At 56.2% G+C, this 18,342-nt stretch carries 18 protein-coding genes and 1 other annotated feature (1 of these 19 only partly in view); of the genes, 9 read left to right on the top strand and 9 right to left on the bottom strand.

All coding sequences use genetic code 11. From position 1 onward, the window contains the following. Window positions 1-60, bottom strand: a sequence feature (His leader region); it reaches 61 nt to the left of the window's first position. Next, window positions 36-83 (bottom strand): his operon leader peptide, encoded by a 48-nt coding sequence (gene hisL / locus FHW04_RS16985; RefSeq protein WP_100396937.1) that lies wholly within the window; start codon window positions 81-83, stop codon window positions 36-38. Its footprint overlaps the feature before it by 25 nt. Window positions 84-263: 180 nt before the next feature. On the opposite strand from hisL, the gene FHW04_RS16980 reads away from it, so the two are divergent. Then, window positions 264-1,091, top strand: a complete 828-nt coding sequence (locus tag FHW04_RS16980; protein WP_031375360.1) for an SDR family oxidoreductase — start codon at window positions 264-266, stop codon at window positions 1,089-1,091. 164 nt (window positions 1,092-1,255) lie between these two features. On the opposite strand, the gene FHW04_RS16975 is transcribed toward FHW04_RS16980, so the two are convergent. From FHW04_RS16975 to puuD, 3 genes are read right to left on the bottom strand one after another with little or no spacing between them, the layout of a single operon-like run. Next, window positions 1,256-2,533, bottom strand: a complete 1,278-nt coding sequence (locus tag FHW04_RS16975) for an NAD(P)/FAD-dependent oxidoreductase (protein ID WP_031375361.1) — start codon at window positions 2,531-2,533, stop codon at window positions 1,256-1,258. A 19-nt stretch (window positions 2,534-2,552) separates the two neighbouring features. Next, complete coding sequence (puuR, locus tag FHW04_RS16970; protein WP_031375362.1) at window positions 2,553-3,110, bottom strand: HTH-type transcriptional regulator PuuR; 558 nt, start codon at window positions 3,108-3,110, stop codon at window positions 2,553-2,555. Then, on the bottom strand, window positions 3,103-3,870 hold the full coding sequence (puuD, locus tag FHW04_RS16965; protein ID WP_046288220.1) for a gamma-glutamyl-gamma-aminobutyrate hydrolase: 768 nt from the start codon (window positions 3,868-3,870) through the stop codon (window positions 3,103-3,105). Before puuD ends, puuR begins: the two co-directional genes overlap by 8 nt. 204 nt (window positions 3,871-4,074) lie before the next feature. Here puuD and FHW04_RS16960 point away from each other — a divergent pair, with 204 nt between their 5' ends. Together FHW04_RS16960 and FHW04_RS16955 are read left to right on the top strand one after the other, a co-directional pair. Beyond that, entirely contained in the window at window positions 4,075-5,490 is a 1,416-nt protein-coding gene (locus FHW04_RS16960) for a glutamine synthetase family protein (protein ID WP_046288221.1), read from the top strand. A 382-nt stretch (window positions 5,491-5,872) separates the two neighbouring features. After that, window positions 5,873-7,231 carry an APC family permease gene (locus tag FHW04_RS16955; RefSeq protein WP_069729544.1) on the top strand — a complete coding sequence of 453 codons (1,359 nt, stop codon included), beginning with the start codon at window positions 5,873-5,875 and terminating at the stop codon, window positions 7,229-7,231. A gap of 54 nt (window positions 7,232-7,285) precedes the next feature. On the opposite strand, the gene ygbI is transcribed toward FHW04_RS16955, so the two are convergent. Continuing rightward, complete coding sequence (gene ygbI / locus FHW04_RS16950; RefSeq protein WP_031375364.1) at window positions 7,286-8,047, bottom strand: DNA-binding transcriptional repressor YgbI; 762 nt, start codon at window positions 8,045-8,047, stop codon at window positions 7,286-7,288. Between the two features lie 269 nt (window positions 8,048-8,316). Here ygbI and ltnD point away from each other — a divergent pair, with 269 nt between their 5' ends. The 5 genes from ltnD to FHW04_RS16925 all read left to right on the top strand — a co-directional run bounded on the left by ltnD (window position 8,317) and on the right by FHW04_RS16925 (window position 13,396). Beyond that, the gene (gene ltnD, locus FHW04_RS16945) at window positions 8,317-9,222 is read left to right on the top strand and encodes an L-threonate dehydrogenase (RefSeq protein WP_089561753.1); all 906 of its coding nucleotides are present in this window, start codon (window positions 8,317-8,319) and stop codon (window positions 9,220-9,222) included. After that, the gene (otnK, locus tag FHW04_RS16940; RefSeq protein WP_089561754.1) at window positions 9,222-10,487 is read left to right on the top strand and encodes a 3-oxo-tetronate kinase; all 1,266 of its coding nucleotides are present in this window, start codon (window positions 9,222-9,224) and stop codon (window positions 10,485-10,487) included. The genes ltnD and otnK overlap by 1 nt, the downstream gene beginning before the upstream one ends. Continuing rightward, window positions 10,480-11,124 carry an aldolase gene (locus FHW04_RS16935; RefSeq protein ID WP_069729547.1) on the top strand — a complete coding sequence of 215 codons (645 nt, stop codon included), beginning with the start codon at window positions 10,480-10,482 and terminating at the stop codon, window positions 11,122-11,124. Before otnK ends, FHW04_RS16935 begins: the two co-directional genes overlap by 8 nt. Beyond that, window positions 11,124-11,909, top strand: coding sequence for an HPr family phosphocarrier protein (locus FHW04_RS16930; RefSeq protein ID WP_046288223.1), 786 nt, complete (start codon window positions 11,124-11,126; stop codon window positions 11,907-11,909). Before FHW04_RS16935 ends, FHW04_RS16930 begins: the two co-directional genes overlap by 1 nt. Before the next feature lie 128 nt (window positions 11,910-12,037). Then, entirely contained in the window at window positions 12,038-13,396 is a 1,359-nt protein-coding gene (locus FHW04_RS16925) for a GntP family transporter (protein WP_089561755.1), read from the top strand. Between the two features lie 78 nt (window positions 13,397-13,474). Here FHW04_RS16925 and sbcB read toward each other — a convergent pair whose 3' ends face one another. The 4 genes from sbcB to FHW04_RS16905 all read right to left on the bottom strand — a co-directional run bounded on the left by sbcB (window position 13,475) and on the right by FHW04_RS16905 (window position 16,892). Continuing rightward, the gene (gene sbcB, locus FHW04_RS16920) at window positions 13,475-14,902 is read right to left on the bottom strand and encodes an exodeoxyribonuclease I (RefSeq protein WP_031375233.1); all 1,428 of its coding nucleotides are present in this window, start codon (window positions 14,900-14,902) and stop codon (window positions 13,475-13,477) included. Between the two features lie 365 nt (window positions 14,903-15,267). Beyond that, window positions 15,268-15,699 (bottom strand): Hcp family type VI secretion system effector, encoded by a 432-nt coding sequence (locus tag FHW04_RS16915; protein ID WP_089561756.1) that lies wholly within the window; start codon window positions 15,697-15,699, stop codon window positions 15,268-15,270. A gap of 282 nt (window positions 15,700-15,981) precedes the next feature. Then, entirely contained in the window at window positions 15,982-16,674 is a 693-nt protein-coding gene (locus tag FHW04_RS16910) for a hypothetical protein (RefSeq protein WP_089561758.1), read from the bottom strand. A 44-nt stretch (window positions 16,675-16,718) separates the two neighbouring features. Beyond that, on the bottom strand, window positions 16,719-16,892 hold the full coding sequence (locus FHW04_RS16905) for a hypothetical protein (RefSeq protein WP_158087036.1): 174 nt from the start codon (window positions 16,890-16,892) through the stop codon (window positions 16,719-16,721). A 246-nt stretch (window positions 16,893-17,138) separates the two neighbouring features. Here FHW04_RS16905 and dacD point away from each other — a divergent pair, with 246 nt between their 5' ends. After that, the gene (gene dacD / locus FHW04_RS16900; RefSeq protein ID WP_031375230.1) at window positions 17,139-18,302 is read left to right on the top strand and encodes a serine-type D-Ala-D-Ala carboxypeptidase DacD; all 1,164 of its coding nucleotides are present in this window, start codon (window positions 17,139-17,141) and stop codon (window positions 18,300-18,302) included. The last annotated feature ends 40 nt before the right edge of the window (window positions 18,303-18,342 follow it).

Genomic DNA, 18,342 nt, shown 5'->3' with positions numbered 1-18,342 from the left:
TCTTAAAAGTCTTCCAGCACACATCGCCTGAAAGACTAGTCAGGATGATGGTGGTGGTGATGGTTGAACTGAACGCGTGTCATAAAAAATTCCGTAGATGAATGAGTATTCATTTGTGAGGTTTAACCTAGCGAAGATGGCCGCGATTGGCAACCCTTTTTTAACCAGGTGGTTCGGAAAGCACTGAAACAGGTTGTTCTGATTTGCAATCCGGGGGCAAACTACGTTGAAGTCAGGGTTGATGTTTTACGCCAGGAGTCAAAATGAAGAAGGTCGCAATTGTGGGGCTGGGTTGGTTGGGCATGCCGCTGGCCACGGCGTTAACCGCACGAGGCTGGCAGGTAACCGGCAGCAAAACCACGCCGGATGGGGTGGATGCGGCACGCCGCTGCGGCATCGAAGCCTTTCAGCTGGAGCTGACGCCGGAACTTATCTGTGATGCCGCCGATGTCGAGCCGCTGTTCAACGTCGATGCGCTGGTGGTGACGTTACCCGCCAGCCGCACGGCGGAAGGGGGCGAAGCCTATCTGCAGGCGGTCCAGAACGTGGTGGACAGCGCGCTGGTCTATAACGTTCCGCGCATCATCTTTACCAGCTCGACCTCGGTGTACGGCAGCGGATCGGGCATCAAACGCGAAACCACTCCGCTGACGCCCGAAACCGTGGCCGGCAAAACGCTGGTTAAACTGGAGAACTGGCTGCACGATCTGCCGGGCACCAGCGTCGATATCGTCCGCCTTGCCGGGCTGGTGGGACCGAAGCGCCATCCGGGCCGGTTTCTGGCCGGTAAGCAACAGGTAGCGAATGGGTCACAGGGCGTTAACCTGGTACATCTGGATGACGTGGTTGAGGCGATTACGCTGTTGCTGCAGACGCCAAAAGGGGGACGGGTGTATAACCTGTGCGCCGCAAAACATCCGTCGCGCGATACCTTTTACCCGGCGGTCTCCCGTCAGCTGGGGCTGCAACCGCCACACTTCGCGCCGGAAACCGCTAACGAAAGCGGCAAACTGATTGATGGCTCGCGCATCTGCACCGAGCTGGGCTTTGAATATCGCTACGACGATCCGGTTAAAATGCCGCTGGAGTAAAGCGGAAGCTGCTGTTCCGGGCGCACGTCACCGGAACAGCCATCAAGGCAGACCACGCCTGCCATCTCATAGTTACAACATACTTAAAGCCTGCGAAAGCACGCCAGAGCCTGCCCCGACCCCGCTTTTCAGCTAAGCACGCCGGGCAGGGGCCTGGCGCTACATCAAACCCCTAAACGATCGCGAATGGCGTACCACACCGCTCCCATGGCGGTCAGTGGCACCTTGAAACGTCGTCCGCCGGGAAACGGCAGGTGAGGGAGGCGGGCGAAGGCATCAAAACGCTCGGCATCGCCGCGCAGCACTTCGCTGATCAGCTTGCCGGACAGATGGGTGCTGGTCACGCCGTGGCCGCTGTCGCCCTGCATGAAATAGACATTATTCTCCAGCCGGCCAAACTGCGGCATACGGGACAGCGTTAACAGAAAATTACCGCTCCAGCTGAAATCCAGCTTTACGTTCTGCAACTGAGGAAAGGTGCGGCGTAGCTTTGGCCGGATTAGCGCCTCAATATCGCCCGGCTCGCGCGCGCCGTAAACCACGCCACCGCCATACAGCAGCCGGTTATCGGCGGTCAGACGAAAATAGTCGAGCAGATAATTACAATCTTCCACGCAATGATTATTCGGCAGCAGCGACAGCGCCTGATCGGGTGACAGCGGCTCGGTGGCCACAATCTGCGAGCCGCACGGCATGCTTTTACCGCTCAGACGGGGCTCAACTTCACTGGCCAGATAGGCATTACCGGCGAAAATCACAAATTTTGCAGTGACTTCACCGTGCGCGGTTTTTACCCGATTCGGCGAGCCGTAGGCCACTTTCACTGCGGCGGACTGTTCATAGATACGTCCGCCGTGCCGCCGAATCGCTTCCGCTTCACCCAGTGCCAGGTTGAGCGGATGCAGATGGCCGCCGCGCCGATCCAGCAACCCACCGACGTAGCGCTCGGTCGCCACTTCACGACGAATCCCGCGCTCATCCAGCAACTCCAGATCATGATTGCCATACTGCTGCCATAACGCTTTCTGTTTACGCAGGTGCGCCATCTGGCGGGCATTAAGTGCCGCAAAAATGCCGCCGGGCCGGTAGTCGCAGGCAATGGCGTAACGATCTATACGATCGCGGATGATCTCTGCTCCCTCAAACATCATGCTGCCCAGCATCCGTGCGCTCTCTTTGCCGTAACGCTGTTCGATCACGTCCACATCGCGGCTGTAGGAATTGACCACCTGACCGCCGTTGCGCCCGCTGGCACCAAAGCCGATGCGCGCTGCTTCCAGCACCACCACCTCGTAACCCGCTTCGGTCAGATGCAGCGCCGCCGACAGGCCGGTGAAGCCGCCGCCAATAATGCAGACATCACACTGAATGCTCTCCTGCAACGTCGGCCACGGCGCGTGTGGATTGGCGGTCGCGGCGTAATAACTCTCCACGTAATTCATAACTACCTCCTTGATGCGCTCAGAAATTGGCAGGCGTATGGGCACTGACAATGCGGCAGGGTTCGTCAGACGTATTGGTAAAACTGTGCGGCAGGCCGGTATCAATCACGTAACTTTCACCGGCGTACAGGTGAAAGCTCTGGCCGTTAATCACTAAGGTGATTTCGCCCGCCAGCAGCGTGCCGGTCTCCTCACCGGGATGACGCAGTTTTTCGCCGGTGCTGGCGCCAGGCTGATAGGTTTCCAGCAGCATGCCCAGCGAGCGCTGCGGATTGCCATTTTCGACCAGCTTCAGCGAGACGCCCTGACTGCCGATTTCCAGCAGATCGTCCGGACGGACAATCACTTTAGGCGTGGCGTCGGCTTTCGGTTCTGAGAAAAATTCCGACAGGGAGAGCCCGTATACCTTTAATAGCTTCTGTAAGGTACTGACGGCCGGACTGACTTTATCCTGCTCAATGGTGCTGATGGCACTGTGGGTCAGGCCCGCCAGTTCAGCCACGCGGCGCTGTGACAAACCCAGCGCCTGACGGATCTGCGACAGCCGGCGTCCGGGTGCCAGCGTGGCGTCATTCATGATCTTTTTCCTTATGAAAGCGAACTGCGGCCTGGATAAAACCGTCAAACAGCTGACGCGAGCCGGTTGTGCGATCCGCCTGCCATTCCGGGTGCCACTGCACCGCCAGCGCGAAGGGATGATGGCGCAGGCTGACCGCTTCAATCAGCCCGTCCGGCGCGCGTGCTTCAACCCGCAGCTGCGGGCCCGGTTCGCGTATGCCCTGATGATGCAACGAGTTAACCTGCAGCGGCTGCGTGCTGTCGAGCAGGGAACTGAGCAGCCCATTCGCTTCAATAGTCACCGGATGCGCCGGGGCGTACTGCTGATCCAGCGGCTGGGTCTCATCTTCATGATGGCGCTGGAACTGTTTTTGCTGGCTGAGATCGCGCCACAGCGCACCGCCGTTAGCCACCACCAGTTCCTGCATTCCACGGCAGATCCCCAGCATCGGCATCTTTCGGCTGGTGGCCCAGGTAATCAGCTGGAAGGCGAGACGATCGCGACCCGGATCGGCGTGCGGCTCTTCACCGGCTTCACCGTAATGCCAGGGTTCGATATTGCTCGGACTGCCGGTCAGCAGCAGGCCATCCAGCACCGTCATAGCGTTTTCTAATAGGTGGGGAGCGTTCATCAGGCTGTGGGGCAGGGCAAGCGGAACGCCGCCCGCGAGGATCACCGCGTCGGGGTATTTGTTGTGCACCGTTTGCGTCAGATGGCCACCGATGTGGCTCTGGCACATCACTACGCCAATCAAGGGTTTGTCAAAAATAATGCCCATCTCACGTCCTCGCATCGCTGTTCGAAATATCTACCGAAAGGGCACGTCTGGCGGTTAAGTGTGCAATATTTTGTCAATCTAGCAATCTGCTGTTTGTTCTTCAAACAGATTTGTTACATTTGCACACTTTTTATGTTGGCGCTATGTTAGAGGAGTGGCTGTTATTTTGAGCATTGCGCAAACCGAATAGGGGCGGGTGAGATCATGACTAACCTGGTAGAAGTGGAAGACTTCACGCTTCACAGTGAAGAGAAACGAACCAGCGCGTTCCAGCTTGAGGTGAAAGCCTGGCTGGAGCGCCATCCTGAAACGCAGTATGTCGACATTCTGTTAAACGATTTAAACGGTGTCTTTCGCGGTAAGCGCATTCCCGTCTCAGCGCTGCCAAAGCTGGAAAAGGGCTGTTACTTCCCCGCCTCAGTGTTCGCCATGGATATCCTCGGCAACACGGTGGAAGAAGCCGGACTCGGCCAGTCTTTGGGCGAACCTGACAACCTCTGTCTGCCCGTCGCGGGCACCTTAGTTCCCTCCGCTTCCGATCCTCAGCACATCGCGCAACTGCTGCTCACCATGTGCAACCAAGATGGCACTCCCTTTGACGTTGAACCCCGAAATGTCCTTAACCGGCTGTGGCAACAGTTGCGCAACCGAGGCCTGTTTCCGGTGGTAGCGGTAGAGCTGGAGTTCTATCTGGTGGATAAAAAGCGCGATGCCGAGGGCTTCATCCAGCCGCCGTGCGCGCCGGGCAGCGATGAACGCAATATGCAGAGCCAGGTCTATTCGGTCGATAATCTCGATCATTTCGCCGATGTGCTGCGTGATATTGACGATCTGGCGCGTCAGCAGGGTATTCCGGCCGATGGCGCGCTGGCTGAAGCGTCGCCGGGTCAGTTCGAAATCAACCTGCATCATACTGGCGACGTACTGCGCGCCTGCGATCACGCGGTGCAGCTGAAACGGCTGATCCGTCAGGTGGCTGAAAATCACGCTATGACCGCCACCTTTATGGCCAAGCCATATGAGGAGTATGCGGGCAGCGGCATGCATGTCCACATCAGTATGCTGGATGCCGCCGATCACAACGCCTTCGCCTGTGATGACGGCAGTGACTCGCCGCTGATGAAGCGCGCGCTGGCCGGAATGATCGACCTGATGCCCGCCTCGATGGCGCTGCTGGCACCAAATGTTAACGCCTATCGCCGCTTTGTGCCGGAGGCTTACGTACCGTTGCAGGCGTCGTGGGGCCATAACAATCGCACCGTGGCGCTGCGGGTGCCGTGCGGCGATATCGATAATCATCGCATCGAATACCGGGTAGCGGGGGCGGATGCCAATCCTTATCTGGTGGTGTCGGCGATACTTGCCGGGATGCTGCACGGTCTGGATACCCAGCTGCCGTTGCCACAGCCGGTGACCGGCAACGGCCATCACGCCGAGGGTCTGGCGCTGCCGATTCGGCAGAGTGACGCTCTGTATGAGTTCAACAACAGCTATCCGCTGCAAAAATTACTCGGCGAACGCTTTGCCAGCGTCTGGTATAGCTGCAAGAATTATGAACTGATGCAGTTCGAACGGCTGATAACCGCAACGGAGATTGACTGGATGCTGAAAAACGCCTGATAACCTTTTTTTTTGCATCCGGTGCCCCGGTGGCTTGTATTTCGGCCCTGGGATGAGGCAGAATACGCGGCCTGCAAAATCAGACCATAACCGACGCTTACCGCGCCGGTTATTTTTTTTGCATCCTGTTTTAACAAATAGTTTTTCGCTGACTTAACCGAGGCCGGGCACGCACCCGGATAGATAAACACTGAAAACACGCGTTAGCGTGAGATTGAGGATACAAAGATGGGGATGTTTTCCACACTGCCAGCTCAGGCTGGTGCGCGTTTTCGTGATGACTACGGCGCCGCGTTGATCACCAACCTTACTCCCTGTCGCTTAATGCGCAGTTGCCCTGTGACCCAACCCAGTCAGGTTGTTGCGCAGGAGGGACTGAAGCATGTCGCTTAACACCTCCGCTGCACCACAGCGTGCACAGCTGAAAAAAACGCTAACGTTACTTCCGGTCGTCATGATGGGCTTAGCCTACATGCAGCCTATGACCCTGTTCGATACCTTTGGCATCGTTTCCGGGCTGACCGACGGTCACGTCGCGACGGCTTACGCTTTCGCGCTGATTGCGATTCTGTTTACTGCCGTGAGCTACGGTAAGCTGGTACGCCGCTTCCCCTCTGCGGGCTCCGCTTATACCTACGCTCAGAAGGCGATCAGTCCGCACGTCGGCTTTATGGTCGGCTGGTCATCGCTGCTGGACTACCTGTTCATGCCGATGATCAACATCCTGCTGGCGAAAAACTATTTCGAATCGCTGGTGCCCGGCATCCCTTCGTGGATTTTCGTGGTGCTGCTGGTCGGCTTTATGACGCTCTCCAACCTCAAGGGCATCAAAACTGTCGCCAACTTTAACAGCGTGATCGTGGTGCTGCAGGTGATTGTCATGGTCGGGATTACGGCGATGGTAATTTATGGCGTGGCGAACGGCGTTGGTGCCGGCACGCTGGCCAGCAGCAAACCGTTCTGGTCTGAGAACGCGCACGTGGTGCCGATGATCACCGGAGCGACGATACTCTGTTTCTCGTTCCTCGGCTTTGATGGCATCAGCTCACTGTCAGAAGAGACCAAAGATGCAGAACGTACCATTCCGCGTGCGATTTTCCTGACCGCGCTGATTGGCGGCGTGATCTTCATCATCGCCTCCTACTTCCTGCAGCTTTACTTCCCGGACATCACGCGCTTCCAGGACCCGGATTCCTCTCAGCCTGAAATCATGCTGTTTGTTGCCGGTAAAGCGCTGCAGGTCGGCATCCTGATCTTCTCGGTGGTCACGGTGCTGGCATCCGGTATGGCGGCGCATGCCGGCGTCTCACGTCTGATGTATGTGATGGGCCGTGATGGCGTGTTCCCGGAGCGTTTCTTCGGTTACGTTCATCCGAAATGGCGTACCCCGTCGCTCAACGTGCTGCTGGTGGGTGCGATTGCGCTGATGGCGATTAACTTCGACCTGGTGACCGCAACGGCGCTGATTAACTTCGGTGCGCTGGTGGCCTTCACCTTCGTTAACCTGTCGGTGATTGCCCAGTTCTGGATCCGTGAAAAGCGTAACCGTACGCTGAAAGATCACTTCCAGTATCTGGTTCTGCCGCTGATGGGTGCGTTGACGGTCGGTGCGTTGTGGGTGAACCTGGAAGAGAGTTCAATGGTGCTGGGTCTGATCTGGGCGACCATTGGTATTATCTATCTGGCGTTCGTGACCCGCAGCTTCCGTAACCCGGTGCCGCAGTTCAGCGAAGAGATTTAATCGCGCTAAACCTCGCCGCCTTCCCGCGCTAAAAACGGGAGGGCGGCGAAAGTCTTAACTGGCGAGCACCAGCTCCCAGTGTCCGGCGTTCAATGCCATCCGTCCCGCCTCACTCAACTGACTGTCGGTCACCACCAGATCAAACTTCTCCAGCGGCAGGGCCAGAAAGGTCGCAATCTTGTTGTATTTCGAACTGTCGCTCAGCAGCACCCGCTTACTGCTCACCTCGCTGACCGTCTGCTTCACCGTCACCTTATCCTCATCCGGCGTAAACAGCCCGCGCGGCCCCCAGCAGGAGGCGGAAATAAAGGCGATGTCGATCGCCAGATGACGCAGGCTGCGCGCTGCCGACTCGCCGACGCAGGAACGGTTCTCACGGCAGACCGTACCGCCGGTGTGGATCACCCGGCAGTGACTGGCTTCCATCAGCAGGTTAGCCACCATAAAATCATTAGTCACCACCAGTAAATCGTCCCGATCCACCACTTCCCGCGCCAGCGCCAGCGTTGTGGTGCCGGCATCCAGATAGATGCAGCTATTGCGCGGGATGTGCTGAGCGGCATAGCGACCAATCGCCCGCTTCTCATCGTTGTACAAGGCACTTTTGGTCAGATGTGACGGTTCGGCCGCCAGCCGATCCGCCGAACGTACTCCCCCTGACACCGACAGCACCGCGCCTTGCTCCTCCAGCTTTTGCACATCACGCCGGATAGTCATGTGCGACACGCCCAGCCGCTCGGTCAGTTCAGCAATGCTCACCACGCCACGATCGGCCACCAGCGCCAGAATCTGTTGATGACGTTCAACCGGAATCATATTCGCTCCCTGAGATTTATCATTTTTTCACATTGTAGAGCATCTGCCGGTCGGGAAGAATAGAAAATAACAGCCTGCGCCCGCTGTTAAGCCGGGTGATAATGCCCGCAAAGTGGGGTATGTCAGGGATTATGGTGGATGTTAAGAATTGTTCCTGATCACATCACAGATGTTTTTTTGTGAGTTACCACACGTTTTTGCTGGGGTAAAGCTGGCAGGATTAACAGTAACAAACAAATAATCACTTAATTTAACAGTGGAGGCCGACAGTGCCAGTCGAAAATATCTGTGTTATCGGGTTAGGTTCCATGGGCATGGGCGCCGCGCAATCCTGTATCCGCGCCGGTCTTAACACCTGGGGCGTCGATCTGAATCCCGCCGCGCTGGAGACCCTGCGCCAGGCGGGCGCTCGTGACGCGCAATCCTCCGCCGCCCGGTTTGCTGACCAGCTCGACGCGGTGCTGCTGCTGGTGGTGAATGCGCAGCAGGTGAACGCCATTCTTTTCGGTGACGATGGCCTGGCCGCGAAGCTACGGCCCGGCACGGCGGTGATGGTGTCATCGACCCTCTCAGCGCAGGATGCGCAGCAGATTGAACAGCGGCTGGCACAACATCAGTTGCTGATGCTCGACGCGCCGGTCTCCGGTGGGGCAGCAAAAGCCGCCAGCGGTGAGATGACGGTAATGGCGTCCGGCAGCGAAGAGGTTTTTACGCAGCTGCAACCGGTGCTGGATGCTGTGGCGGCCAAAGTCTATCGGGTGGGCAGCGACATCGGCCTCGGCTCGACGGTCAAAATCATTCATCAGCTGCTGGCCGGGGTACACATCGCAGTCGGGGCAGAAGCGATGGCGCTGGCAGCACGGGCGGGCATTCCGCTGGAGACCATGTATCAGGTGGTTACCCATGCCGCCGGTAACTCGTGGATGTTCGAAAACCGCATGCGGCACGTGGTGGACGGTGACTACAGTCCGAAGTCGGCGGTCGATATCTTCGTCAAAGATCTCAACCTGGTGGCTGATACCGCCAAATCGCTGCACTTCCCGCTGCCGCTGGCCTCGACCGCGCTCAATATGTTTACCGAAGCCAGCAACGCCGGTTATGGCCGTGAAGATGACAGCGCGGTGATTAAAATCTTCAGCGGCATCAGCCTGCCACAGGGTAAGGAGAATACCTGATGCGTCTTGGAGTGATAGCCGACGATTTTACCGGTGCGACCGACATCGCCAGTTTTCTGGCGCAAAACGGCCTGACCACCATTCAGTTCAACGGCGTACCGGCCGGCGATCGGGCCGTCGGGGCGCAGGCGATAGTGATCAGCCTGAAGAGCCGATCCTGCCCGGCAGAGCAGGCGGTAGCGCAGTCGCTGGCGGCGCTGGCGTGGCTGCAACAGCAGGGCTGTGAGCGCTTCTACTTTAAATACTGCTCCACCTTCGACAGCACCGCGCAGGGCAATATCGGCCCGGTGACCGATGCATTGCTGACCGCACTGGGCGAAAGCCTGACGGTGATCTGTCCGGCGCTGCCGGTGAACGGGCGCACGGTGTATCAGGGGCATCTGTTTGTCGGCGATCGGCTGCTGTCGGACTCCGGCATGCGCCATCACCCGGTCACGCCAATGCACGACAGCAACCTGCTGCGTCTGATGGCGGCGCAGGCCACCGGTCAGGCCGGGCTGATCGCTGCCGCGCAGGTCGATCAAGGCGCGGAGGCAGTGCGTCAGGCGCTGGGCCAGCTGGGGGAGCAGGGCATTAACTATGTAGTTATCGACACGCTGAATGAACAACATTTGCTGACCCAGGGCGAGGCGCTACGCGATCTGCGGCTGGTGACCGGCGGTTCCGGGCTGGCAATCGGGCTGGCGCGCCAGTGGGCGATGGCCGGAGCGGATGCAGCGGCGGCGGAGCAGGCAGGACGACCGCAGGGCGATCGTGCGGTGGTGCTTTCCGGCTCCTGCTCGCAGATGACCCAACGCCAGGTCAGTGTCTATCGCCAGCTGGCACCCGCTCAGGAAGTGCAGGTCGAACGCTGTCTGCAGGATGCTGACGGCTACGCCCTGCAGCTGTGTGACTGGGTAGCAGCCAACAGTCATCAGGCACTGGCGCCGCTGCTGTTTGCTACCGCTGACGCGCAGCAGTTGCAGCTGATTCAGCAACAATATGGTGCCCGGCGCAGCAGTGAGGCGGTCGAGCAGCTGTTTGCCGCCGTGACCCGTGAGCTGCAGCGGCGCGGCTGGCAGCGCTTTATCGTGGCGGGCGGCGAAACCTCCGGCGTGGTGGCACAGAGCCTGGGGGTTACGGCGTTTCATATCGGCCCGACCATCTCGCCTGGCGTGCCGTGGGTGCGTGATATTCAGCAGCCGCTGTCGCTGGCGCTGAAGTCCGGTAACTTTGGCGATGAAGACTTTTTCCGCCGCGCGCAAACGGAGTTTTCCCATGTCTGAATCTTTCTCTTTAGCCGAGCAGCAGGCGCGTGACGAAATGGTCCGGCTCGGCGCCTCCTTCTTTCAGCGCGGCTACGCCACCGGCTCGGCCGGCAATCTGTCCGTGCGGCTGGAAGATGGCAATCTGCTGGCAACCCCCACCGGCTCCTGCCTCGGTGAGTTACAGGGTGACCGCCTCGCTAAAGTCACGCCTGACGGTGAGTGGCTCTCTGGCGATAAACCGTCCAAAGAGATCGCGTTTCACCGCGCGCTCTACCTGAACAATCCCGACTGCAAAGCGGTGGTGCATCTGCACAGTCACTACCTGACGGCGCTCTCCTGTTTACAGGGACTGGACCCGGAAAACTGCATCCGTCCGTTCACGCCGTATGTGGTGATGCGGGTCGGAGATGTACCGGTTGTGCCGTACTACAAGCCGGGCGATCAGCGGCTGGCGGAAGATCTGGCGCAGCTGGCACCGCGCTACCGCGCCTTTTTGCTGGCCAACCATGGGCCGGTGGTAGTGGGGAAATCATTGCGTGAAGCGGCAGATAACACCGAGGAGCTGGAAGAGACGGCCCGGCTGATCTTTACCCTTGGCGACCGCGCCATCCGTTATCTCAATGACGCCGAAGTGGCCGAGTTAAGGAGCCGATAATGCCTGAGTTTGCTGCTAACCTGTCGACCCAGTTTACCGAACTGCCGTTTGCTGAACGCTTCGCTGCCGCAGCGGCGGCCGGTTTTGAGGCGGTGGAGTTTCTGTTTCCCTATGACTATCCCGCAGAACAGCTGAAGCAGTGGCTGGATGAGAATCAGCTCCAGCTGGTGCTGTTCAATACCGCGCCTGGCAACGTTGCCGCGGGTGAGTGGGGCGTTTCCGCCATTCCCGGCCGTGAAGCGGAAGCCAGAGCGGATATCGATCGCGCTCTGCAGTATGCGCTGGCGCTCAACTGCCCGCAGGTGCATATCATGGCGGCCACGGTGCCGCCGGGAGCCGATCGCCAGCGCTATGTTGAGACCTTTATCAGCGCGATGCGTTATGCCGCTGAACGCTTTGCGCCGCACGGCATCAACCTGCTGATTGAGGCACTGAACCCGACCACTAAGCCGAACTATCTCTATTCCAGTCAGTATCAGACGCTGGAAATGGTGGAGCAGATCGATCGGCCCAATGTGTTTACCCAGCTCGACCTGTTCCACGCGCAGTTAGTGGATGGCAACCTCAGCCATCTGATTCGCCACTACGCCGGGCGCTATCGTCACGTACAAATCGCCTCAGCACCGGATCGCCATGAGCCGGATGAGGGGGAAATTAACTACCCGTGGCTGTTTACCCTGCTGGATGAGGTCGGCTATCAGGGCTGGGTCGGCTGCGAATACTTCCCGCGAACCAGCACCACCGCTGGCCTCGGCTGGTTTGCCCGCTGGCGTACGCGCCGTTAATCACCTGCACGGCCACTCACACCGATTGTCAGACAAACGGTGTGAGTCCTGCTGCAGCTTAATCACACCAGTGTTCAATCAATAAAAATATAACTTACTGAAAATTATAATTAATCAGAGGTCTGCCGATGTCCACTACGCTGCTGTTATCCATCGCGCTGGTCAGCGTGATTCTGCTGTTGCTGTTGGTAATCAAAGCCAAAGTCCATCCCTTTATTGCGTTACTGATTGCCAGCCTGTTTGTCGCCATCACTACCGGTATCCCGGCTGAAAACATTATGAAAGTGATCCTTGGCGGGATGGGCAGCTTGCTCGGCAGCATTGCCGCAATAATTGTACTGGGGGCGATACTCGGCGCGATTATTGAAGCATCTGGCGGCGCTGATCGGCTGGCAAACCGCTTCGCGCAGCTGTGCGGACCACAGCGCATGGTCGCGGCGTTAACCACCGTAGCCTTTATTCTGGGATTGCCGGTGTTTTTTGACGTCGGGTTTATTATCGTGGTCCCGCTGATTTATGGTTTTACCAAAGTGATGCGCGTATCGCCGCTGAAGTTTGGTTTGCCAATGGCAGGTATGATGCTGATGGTGCATGTTACGGTGCCCACTCATCCAGGACCGGCCGCCGCCGCCGGTTTGCTGAATGCCGATCCTGGCTGGTTAATGATGACCGGGATAGCATTGTCGATACCGACAGGCATTGCCGGTTATTTCGTGGCTAAGGCGCTAAATCTTAAAAAATACCATCTTTCTGTTCAGGTACTGGAGCAGCTGCAGCTTACTGCACCCACCGCCCAGACGACATCTGCCAGCGGTAAAGATGCGCCGGGCGCCTTGCTGATTTCGGGCTTAATCTTATTGCCGATTCTGCTGATCATGCTGGGTACGTTATTGCCGCCGCATCTTACCCCCGATAGCCTGCCACTGAAGATTCTGACGTTAGTGGCATCGCCAGCTGTGGCATTGCTGATTACCCTGGCGCTTGCAGGATGGCTGCTGGGTCTGCGTCGTGGCTGGACCAAAGAGAAGCTGGAGACGCTGTCAAATAACGCGATATCCACCGCTGCCGGGGTGATTTTAGTCTCAGGCGCCGGGGGAGCATTCGGCAAGGTGCTGGTGGAATCAGGCGTAGGCAAAGCGCTGGCCAATTCATTGCAGACGATTCATCTGCCGTTGATCCCGGCTGCGTTTATTCTTTCACTGGCGCTGCGCGCTTCACAGGGGTCGGCAACGGTGGCGATTGTCACAACCTGTGGGTTGTTAAGTACTGCCGTGACGGGGCTTGGCGAGCTGCAACTGGTGCTGGTCGCCCTGTCAGCCTGTTTTGGTGCGCTGGGCTTGTCACACGTTAATGATTCCGGCTTCTGGGTGGTCACCCGTTATCTTGGTTTGTCGGTGGCTGATGGGTTACGCAGCTGGACAATACTGACCACAATGATGGGACTGTGTGGTTTTGCGCTGACCTGGCTGGTATGGGTAATGATGTAATGCGGCAACGTGCCGGGACCGCAAACAGTTGCGGTCCCGACCTAAGTCGGCAGCAGAAACTGCCGGGCAGTTTCGGGGCTAAGAAACCAGTTCCTGCGCATAGAGATAGAGCGCTTTTAACTGTCCCAGCTTCTCCGGATCGGCTTCATGCAGACTCGCCAGTGACTCCAGCTCCTGCAAAAACGCCTGCACCCGCTCAGCATTGAGCACCTCGCGCCGATGCTGCAACCAGCGCTGCTGTTCCGCATCATCCAGCGTGCCGGGGAAGTTACGCGCCCGATAACGGAACAGCAGTTTCGCCACGCGCGCGCTGTCGAAAGTTAAATCCAGCGCCGGCAGGTTAGCGGGTGCAGTCTGGCGAATAATGTTCATACCCGCGCGATCGGCATCGCTGAAAAAGCCATCGTACAGCTGGGTGTCAACATCGTCCGACGGGGTAAACGGTTCAGCGTCAGCAAACAGCGTCACCAGCTTCTCACGCACCTCTGGTTGCTGACGCAGCAGCGCCAGATTCGCCAGGCAGTGCTGACGATCGATACCCAGCCGGGCGGCATCCTCCGGACGCAGCGTATTAGCCGGTGCCAGCACCGGACATTTGTTGATATGAACCAGCTTAACCGGCACTGCTGGCAGATCGCCGAGATCGTTTTTCGGCGTATAGAGCCGCTCGCGCAGGGTCTCGGCATCCAGCTGCAGCAGCGGTGAGATATCACCGGCCAGATCGACCACAATCAGCGCATTGCGGTTATCCGGGTGCCAGGCCAGCGGAACTACCCAGCTGGTGTTGCCGCGTGCCGCGCCGAACATGCCGGAGACGTGAACCAGCGGCTTCATCTGCGGGATATCAATCAGGTTCATCAGCTTGTTTTTGTTACGGTGGGTAAACAAAAACTCAAACAGCTTAGGCTGCTTCTCTTTCACCAGCCGGGCCATCGCCAGCGTGGCATAGACATCAGACATCGCGTCATGGGCATTTTCATGCGCCACACCGTTGGCTTTGGTCAGATGTTCCAGCCGGAAGCTGGGAAAGCCTTCTTCATTTTCCGGCCAGTTGATCCCTTCCGGGCGCAATGCATAGCAGGCCCGCATCACGTCGAGCAGATCCCAGCGCGAGTTGCCGTTCTGCCAGCTCCAGCCATAGGGATCGTAGAAGTTGCGGTAGAAGATATTGCGCGTCACTTCATCATCAAAGCGCACGTTGTTGTAGCCGACCACGCAGGTTTGTTCGGTGGTAAACAGGGCGTGAATGCGTTCAGCGAACTCCGCTTCTGTCACACCGCGCGCCATCGCCACCTGTGGCGTGATGCCGGTAATCATCACGGCTTCCGGCTGCGGCAGATAGTCATCCGGCGGACGGCAGTAAAACACCTGCGGCTCACCAATCGGATTAAAATCGCTGTCGGTACGCAGACCGGCGAACTGTGCCGGCCGATCGCGTGAAGGGCTGGTGCCGAAGGTCTCGTAATCGTGGAAGAGGAAGGTGGCCTGGACGCGATCGTTATTCAAATTTCATATCCGCTTAATTTCATTCACTAAACTGATGAACAGCAAGTTGTCACTCTTCCCGTTCGCTTGATGCCTTTCTTCATCTGCGCCTGACTGCTGATGCGCATGTGCCGGTGCAGAGCAAAATCACCCAGGCAGCATCAGGCTTCACAACCTATATGGTAAACCATAATCCGACCGGCCTGAAGTTTCGGATGGTTGCGGGGGCAGGCTGTACGGTTCTGCCAAAGCTGACATGAGGCTCAAAACCGCGGCTGGTGGCGCGGCAGCGCCTGAGCGGTTAGCGCAGTTGCTGCACCACCCGGGGATAGGCATAACAACTGCCTGAGAAGTGTCAGGGGACAAAAATGAACCTGTTTTACCGGTCAGCCTATAGCACGATCGTTCCATGTGTCTCGATAGATAATATTACCTTCGGTATATTTCCAGGTTATCGCTTCATAGCGTAATTCCAGCGTTGCCAGATGCGTGCTGCTCATGCCGTTGGGTGCAAGATAGGGCGATACCGTGGTGACCTTCACGTTTTCCAGGATGATATTAAAATATTCAGTCTCAATTCCTGCATCAATTATCCGGTACATCCTGATTATCGCCTTCTTCATGATTCGGCCTTCGCAGACAGCTCTGTATAGAAGTGGAGTTGTTTGATCAAACTCTTTCACTATCGTAACAGGCTGGTGAATGCGTGTGCCTGTAAGTTTTCCCCAGTTAGGATCGACCGGAATAGTAACGCCGTGGGAGAATGATTTGAGTTCAATAGAGCCTGAACGCAGTGGCATCTGACAACTACCGACGATTGGAGAACCCTTTTCATCGTTAAGCCATAAATGTGGGGAGCAGACATGTTATTTCCTTATATGTTGCAGTTTTCGTCAATGAGCAGGTTGCTATTTAACCAGTCGGTGGAAAAATATAATTACAAGTACAGCAAAAACAGGTACGGGCCACAAAGGGCCGTCAGGGAAGATCTGAAAAAGTGCCACAGCAAAAGCAAGAGTAAGGAGAGCGGGTCCATAAAGAGAAATCCAGGATTTAAAAATCCGCTTGAAAACTCTGATGATTAAATTTCTCATCATTCCTTACCGAATCATGTTAGTAATAATTCTGGAAATTTCATCATCAGATGACCCGTTACTTTGTAGGGCACCAGACCTTTCGAATAAAGGCTCAATCAGGAAAAACATCATCTCCAGTTCATTGGCATATAATGCGGAATAATAGTCAGGCAGGGCATACCGAAGTCGGTTTGCGCTATCAGCAGCTTTCTGAACGACGCCATACATTCCCGCAAGAGCAGCTGCTGCACCAGCTTTGAGGCCCACCAGTGCGCTCATGTCAAGGCTCAGTTTCATGCCAACAGATACCGCAGTTGCTACAGCTAAAGAAAATCCGTGCTGTGTTAAATAACTGTCAGCAATATGGATATTTACAGCCATTAGCGACTCCTTGATGCCATCTGGCTGGCTATTGGTTTTATATTTAAAAATCTCTTCAAAATATATTTTGATCATGTCATTTACTATATTTCCATGACTGATCAGCTTGTACACGCCTTTGGTAAACCTTAAGTCCTCAACTTTTTGTTTCTGACAAACATCCTGATATTCATCAGTAAAACAGGAGGTGTAATACAGCGCACGTCTGGCACCAGCGCCTATGGTTTCAATCTGGTTTGATACAGCTTTTCCAACGCCGGTAAATGTGCGGTCAAGTTTTAACGCGAGGATATTATTTGACTTCAAGTAACTGATAACGTTTTTATTATAGTACATAACCGTTTCCTTATGGTTAGTCTGTGTCCTGCCACCCTTTAAACTTAAGGGAAATAATCATTTAGTAATGTGTAATACAAAGCGCGTTTTGCACCTTTTCCAATAAGTTCCCTCTGAGCAGAGAGCGCGTTATTCACATCGGTTAAGGCGTGATCAAATTTCAGCGCCAGTATCCTGTTGGTTTGCAGAAAATCGATAATCTCATCAGCGTAATACATAACCTTATCCCTCAGGTCGATGTTCCTTTTTTAACCGTATAAAAGGTACGGGTAAATGGTCATTAAGTAAACAGCTTTCACCGCACGCCGTGATCCATCGAACAGCCAGCCGGTGTCTTAGCCGCCGCAGTTCATACTTTTTTTCAATTTATTCAAACCTTCACAACGGTTTTGCCGTAAAACGTGCGGCTGTTTCCGTTTCGTTTCATATATAAATTTTTCTCCCGTGCAGGTAAGGATGAAGTGTTGAAAAGGCGTCTGTTGATTACCGTTACCGCTACTGTTTTTTGGGCTTCGCTGGCACAGGCTGACGACATGCCATTTCCCGTGACGCCACCGGCGATTGATGCGGCGTCCTGGGTGTTAATGGATGCCACCACCGGCCAGGTCCTGACCGCCGGTAATCCGGATGAGCGCCGCAATCCTGCCAGTCTGACCAAGCTGATGACCGGTTACGTCGTCGATCGCGCTATCGATCAAAAGAAAATCAGCCGCGATGATATGGTCACCGTCGGTAAAGATGCCTGGGCAGCCGGTAATCCGGTATTTAAAGGCTCATCGCTGATGTTCCTTAAGCCGGGCGACAAGCTGAGCGTACGTGATTTAAGCCGGGGAGTAATCATCGATTCCGGTAATGACGCCTGCGTGGCGCTGGCAGATTATGTGGCGGGCAGCGAAGACAATTTCGTCAAAATGATGAATCACTATGTCGATAAGCTGGGCCTGCAAAATACACACTTCGAAACGGTGCATGGGCTGGACGCGCCGGGCCAGTTCTCAAGCGCGCTGGATATGGCAAAACTGTCGCGGGCGATTATCGACGGCGAGCCTGACTTCTATGCCATGTACAGTGAGAAAACCCTGACCTGGAACGGCATCACCCAGAACAACCGTAACGGCTTACTGTGGGATAACGCCCTGCATGTGGACGGGCTGAAAACCGGCCACACCGAAACCGCAGGCTTTAATATCATCGCCTCTAACGTGGTGGGCAAACATCGTCTGATCGCCGTGGTGATGGGTGGCAAGAGTCCAAAAGGGCGGGAAGAGCAGGCGCGCAAACTGCTGGTATGGGGTCAGAATACCTTTGATACCGTACAGCTGTTCCATGCTGGTAAGAAAATTGGCAGCGAGAATGTCTGGTACGGCAATCCGCATCAGGTCGAAGTGGGTACCGCGAATGATGTCTACCTGTCGCTGCCGCGCAGTGAAGTGCAGAACGTCAAGGCGAAATACATTATTAACCGCAGCGATCTGGAAGCGCCGCTGAAAGCCAATGAGGTGATTGGTGAAATTCAGGTAATGGATAAAGATCAGCAGATTGCCCACTATCCGCTGGTGGCGCTGAGCGCAGTTGAGCCTGCTGGCGTCATTACCCGCATTACCGATTATCTCAAGCAGAAGTTCTGATCGGCATTGCTGGCCGCGTAATCGGGGGCAGCCTTCAGGC

Origin of the sequence: Pantoea sp. AN62, assembly GCF_050432985.1 — a bacterium.
Lineage (GTDB): Bacteria > Pseudomonadota > Gammaproteobacteria > Enterobacterales > Enterobacteriaceae > Pantoea > Pantoea brenneri.
Note: the sequence above shows the minus strand (reverse complement) of the source record. Positions and strands in the feature narration are given on the sequence as shown.